Genomic DNA, 4545 nt, shown 5'->3' with positions numbered 1-4545 from the left:
CAGGCCACGGTTGACCGTGTCGCAGCACATCACCGGGATCACCGACGGATCCTGCTTGGGCTCGTACTTCCACACGATCTTGGCCTCGTGGTCGAGGTCGAGCGCGTAGACGATGTTCGGGAAGGGGGTGTGGACGTACATCATGTTGCCGACGACGAGCGGCGAGCCCTCGTGGCCGCGCAGCACGCCGGTCGAGAAGGTCCAGGCGACCTGGAGGTTCTTGACGTTTCCGGCGTTGATCTGGTCGAGCTTGGAATAGCGCGTGTTGGCGTAGTCGACCGTCTGAAGGACCTGCTCGGCGGGGTTCGCCAGGTGCGTCATCAGGTCTTCAGCCAAGGCCGGGGTGGCAACCGCCAGGCCAGCGCCGAGTGCGAGTAGATGGATTTTCATCGGGCTCGTTCTATCGATCGGATCGCGTGGCGGCAGCCCCCCCTCTGTCGACGGGCAAAGGCCATGATCTGTCGGCCACGAAAAAGCGCAGCCTCCCTGCGGAGACTGCGCTCGATCGAACAGCGATACAGCGACGCGTGAAGAAGCCCTCAGGCCGCCTTCTTGTCCCGCCCGATCAGCTTGCGGTTGATCAAGAGCTCGGCGATCTGGACCGTGTTCAGGGCGGCGCCCTTGCGCAGGTTGTCCGAGACGCACCAGAAGTTCAGGCCGTTCTCCACAGTCGCGTCCTCGCGGATGCGGGAGATGTAGGTGGCGTCCTCGCCCGCCGCCTCGTGTGGGGTCATGTAGCCGCCGTTCTCGCGCTTATCGATCACCAAGATGCCGGGCGCCGAGCGCAGGATCGCGGTCGCCTCTTCGGGCGAAATCGGGCGCTCGAACTCGACGTTGACGGCTTCCGCGTGGCCGATGAACACAGGCACGCGCACGGCGGTGGCCGTGAGCTTGATCTTGGGATCGAGCATCTTCTTGGTCTCTGCGACCAGCTTCCACTCTTCCTTGGTGTAGCCGTCCTCCATGAACACGTCGATGTGCGGGATGACGTTGAAGGCGATGCGCTTGGTGAACTTCTCCTGCTTCACCTCGCCGGCCGTGAACACGGCGCGGGTCTGGTTGAACAGCTCGTCCATCGCGTCCTTGCCGGCGCCGGAGACCGACTGGTAGGTCGAGATCACCACCCGCTTGATCGTCGCCGCGTCGTGCAGCGGCTTCAGGGCCACGACGAGCTGGGCCGTCGAGCAGTTCGGGTTTGCGATGATGTTGCGCTTGGAAAAGCCGACCACCGCGTCGGCGTTCACCTCGGGCACGATCAGCGGTACGTCCGAATCGTAGCGGAACGCCGAGGAATTATCGATCACGACGCAGCCCTGCGCGCCGATGCGGGGCGACCACTCCTTCGAGGTCTCGCCGCCGGCCGACATCAGGCAGATGTCGGTGTCGGAGAAGTCGTAGGTGTCGAGCGCTTTGACCTTGAGGATCTTGTCGCCGAAGGAGACCTCCTGGCCCTGGCTGCGGCGCGAGGCCAGCGCCACGACCTCGTCGGCGGGGAAGGCCCGCTCGGCGAGGATGTCCAGCATCTCGCGGCCCACGTTGCCCGTGGCGCCGACGATGGCGACCTTGTAACCCATCTCGAAGACTCCGCTTGCCGTGCAGCGATCCCGGCCTCCGCCGGCCGCATCGGCCCATGACCCGTAGGCCCCGCGACGTCGCAAGGCAGGACCTTCGGAAGGCGGGAGCAAGGCGCCGGGGTCGCGCGCCTGTCAAGGGCGGTCGCGTCATGCCTCGGCCCGTCCGCCATGCTTCTCCCTGCGCGACCAAGCCCGTCGGCCGCGACAAGGATCGATTCACCGCGTGACGAGAAACGCCGCCGCGGAGGCCGGCTTGGAAAGGTGGGGGGAGGGGATCGGGGCGGATGGTGCCGGCGCTTTCCCGAGGCGCGACCGCATCCGATGGCTCCAGACGAGACGTTCCCCGACCTCGCCCCCGCGGCACCCGCGCCGCGGCGGTGGCGGCTCGTCGCCTTCACCGGCCGGGCCGTCGGCGCCGTGCTCGTCATCGGCGCCTTGAGCCTGTTCTCGCGCGAGACCAAGCGGCCCGCCGATCCGCCCGCTCCGGCCCCGGCATCCGTCACGACGACCGATCTCGGCATCGCCTTCGTCCCGGCCATGACGCTGAACGCCCGCCCGGTCGCCCCGGCCGCCGGCACCGGGCACCTGCGCCTCGACCGGGCCGGCGAGACGGTCCGGATCGAACCGCCGCGCAACCCGCAGGAGCAGACGCTGGCAAGCGGCGACTTCTCGGCGATCGAGGAGACGCACCTGCGCCTCACCCTGACGCGGGACGCCGCCGAGCCGCAGCCCGGCCTGTTCGTGACGCTAGCCCGGCGCGCGGCGGAGGGTCCGAACCTCGCGGTGGTCCGCACCGGCGCCCGCGGGCGGGTCGCCACCAAGTTCGGCGCGGTCGAGACGCTGGAGGCGACCTTGTCCGGCGACCGGCGCCGGATCTGCACCGGCTTCGTCACCCTGGAGGCCCGGCCGGTTCGGGTGGACGGCTGGCTGTGCGCGCCTCTGGGACAACCGCCCGAGCCGCGCGCGCTCGCCTGCGCCCTCGACGGCCTCGCGCTGGACGGGCGCGCGGACCCCGCCACCGACGCCGTCTTCACTGAGGCCGAGGCGCGTCGCGATCCGGCCTGCGATCCGATCCGGGCGCTCTCGGCGCAGGAGCTGGCGGGTCGCACCGGCTCGATCGCGCCGCGCCGCACGACGCCTCCGCCGAAGCGGCCCCGTGCGTGATTGGGGCAACATTGCGGCAAAACACGTAAGCTCGGCCGTTTTTCCGGAACCACGGCCGCGCTCGGGCGTCTACTGCGCAACAGGCACCGGATTCTTAATCTCTCGGCGCCATACCAGACCCGCATTCAAACAAGGTGCGTCATGCGCTCGATCAAGATCGCCCTGCTGGGCGCCCTCGCCGTCACCAGCCTCGGCTTCACCGCTCCGGCCCAGGCGCAGGACGGGTTCGGCCCCGGCTACCGCGTCAGTCGCCCGCTGCCGATCCGCATCCGCCCGCGCAGCTGGCTCGACGCCGGCAACGTGGTCGAGCCCGGCAACGGCTCGGTGAGCAACCCGGCCACCAACCCGGTGCTGATCGCGCAGTCGAACCAGCTTAACCCGGTCTACGGCCGCAACGACGGCTACGGCGGTGGCATCCTGCCCGATCCGATCACCAACGGCCCGTTCATCGGCGCCCGGTCGAGCGCGATCCGCAACGTCGACTTCTCGGCCGTCGACGCGATCGATCCGACCTCCTACGTCTCGCGCTACGGCAACCCGTACTAAGCCGGGCCGAAACCCACCCGTGCCGATCGAGGGCGCGCAGCGAGAGCTGCGCGCCCTTTCTCGTTCTTATCCGCTTGCGTTCTTGGCGGCTCAGGCCGCGCGGGTGCGAAGCTCAGCCGCGATCGTCTCGGCCATGGCGCGCGTGCCGAGGACCTTCGACCCATCGCCGGCGATGTCGGCCGTGCGCGCGCCGCCGGCGAGCGCCGCGGTGATCGCGCCGTCCACGAGGTCGGCCGCCTCGCCGAGGCCGAACGAGTAGCGCAGGCACATGGCGAGCGAGCCGATCATCGCGATCGGGTTCGCCTTGTCCTGTCCGGCGATGTCGGGGGCGGAGCCGTGCACCGGCTCGTACAGCGCCTTGCGGGTGCCGCGGGCGTCGACCGCACCGAGCGAGGCCGAGGGCAGCATCCCGAGGGAGCCGGTCAGCATCGCCGCGACGTCCGAGAGCACGTCGCCGAACAGGTTGTCGGTCACCAGCACGTCGAACTGCTTCGGGCGCCGCACGAGCTGCATCGCGCAGTTGTCGGCGAGCACGTGCTCCAGTTCGATTCCCGCATAGTGCCGCGCGTGGACCGCGGTGACGACCTCCTTCCACAGGACGCCGGACTTCATCACGTTGTGCTTCTCGGCCGACGCGACCCGGCCGGAGCGCTTGCCCGCCAAATCGAAGGCGACGTGGGCGATCCGCTCGATCTCGGCCGTGGTGTAGACCTGCGTGTCCACCGCCCGCTTCGAGCCGTCGGGCAGGGTGGTGATCTCCTTCGGCTCGCCGAAATACACGCCGCCGGTCAATTCGCGCACGATCATGATGTCGAGGCCCTCGACCAGCTCGCGCTTGAGCGCCGAGGCGTCGGCGAGCGCCGGATAGCAGATCGCCGGGCGCAGGTTCGCGAACAGGCCGAGATCCTTGCGGAGCCGCAACAGGCCGGCCTCGGGGCGGATCTCGTAGGCCACGCCGTTCCACTTCGGGCCGCCGACCGCCCCGAGCAGGATCGCGTCGGCCGCATCCGCCTTGGCCAGCGTCGCGTTCGAAAGCGGCTTGCCGTGGGCGTCGATCGCCGAGCCGCCGACGAGGTCGGCCTCGGTCTCGAAGTGGGCGAGCCCAGTCTCGGCGAGCGCCGCCAGCACCGTCTGGACGCCGGCCATCACCTCGGGGCCGATCCCGTCGCCGGGCAGGAGCAGGAGCTTGTAGGTGGCCATGATCTGATCGTTCCGGAGGGCGGGGGGTCGGCGGGGTGTAGCGATGGGTCGCAGCGCTTGG

Annotated in this window: 4 protein-coding genes and 1 pseudogene; 2 read left to right on the top strand and 3 right to left on the bottom strand. The window is 69.5% G+C overall.

Translation table 11 applies throughout. The annotated features are described in order from the left end of the window. Positions 1–390 (bottom strand): annotated as a pseudogene (locus MFF13_RS25570) (PQQ-dependent dehydrogenase, methanol/ethanol family); the annotation flags it as partial. 149 nt (positions 391–539) lie between these two features. Further along, a complete protein-coding gene (locus MFF13_RS25565; RefSeq protein ID WP_147752713.1) occupies positions 540–1574 on the bottom strand; it encodes an aspartate-semialdehyde dehydrogenase in 1035 nt (344 codons plus the stop codon). A gap of 321 nt (positions 1575–1895) precedes the next feature. Here MFF13_RS25565 and MFF13_RS25560 point away from each other — a divergent pair, with 321 nt between their 5' ends. Together MFF13_RS25560 and MFF13_RS25555 are read left to right on the top strand one after the other, a co-directional pair. Beyond that, entirely contained in the window at positions 1896–2738 is an 843-nt protein-coding gene (locus tag MFF13_RS25560; RefSeq protein ID WP_238273311.1) for a hypothetical protein, read from the top strand. Between the two features lie 141 nt (positions 2739–2879). Continuing rightward, positions 2880–3284: a hypothetical protein gene (locus MFF13_RS25555; protein ID WP_147763394.1), complete on the top strand. Its 405-nt coding sequence runs from the start codon at positions 2880–2882 to the stop codon at positions 3282–3284. A gap of 90 nt (positions 3285–3374) precedes the next feature. On the opposite strand, the gene leuB is transcribed toward MFF13_RS25555, so the two are convergent. Then, the gene (gene leuB, locus MFF13_RS25550; protein ID WP_147828648.1) at positions 3375–4484 is read right to left on the bottom strand and encodes a 3-isopropylmalate dehydrogenase; all 1110 of its coding nucleotides are present in this window, start codon (positions 4482–4484) and stop codon (positions 3375–3377) included. Positions 4485–4545: the final 61 nt, after the last annotated feature.

This window comes from Methylobacterium cerastii (assembly GCF_022179125.1).
GTDB lineage: Bacteria > Pseudomonadota > Alphaproteobacteria > Rhizobiales > Beijerinckiaceae > Methylobacterium > Methylobacterium cerastii.
Note: the sequence above shows the minus strand (reverse complement) of the source record. Positions and strands in the feature narration are given on the sequence as shown.

What these genes read in the sequence shown, in the direction of transcription:
- MFF13_RS25555 (WP_147763394.1), top strand. Translation starts at nt 2,880, where the DNA reads ATGCGCTCGATCAAGATCGCCCTGCTGGGCGCCCTCGCCGTCACCAGC.
- MFF13_RS25565 (WP_147752713.1), bottom strand. Translation starts at nt 1,574, where the DNA reads ATGGGTTACAAGGTCGCCATCGTCGGCGCCACGGGCAACGTGGGCCGC.
- leuB (WP_147828648.1), bottom strand. Translation starts at nt 4,484, where the DNA reads ATGGCCACCTACAAGCTCCTGCTCCTGCCCGGCGACGGGATCGGCCCC.
- MFF13_RS25560 (WP_238273311.1), top strand. Translation starts at nt 1,896, where the DNA reads ATGGCTCCAGACGAGACGTTCCCCGACCTCGCCCCCGCGGCACCCGCG.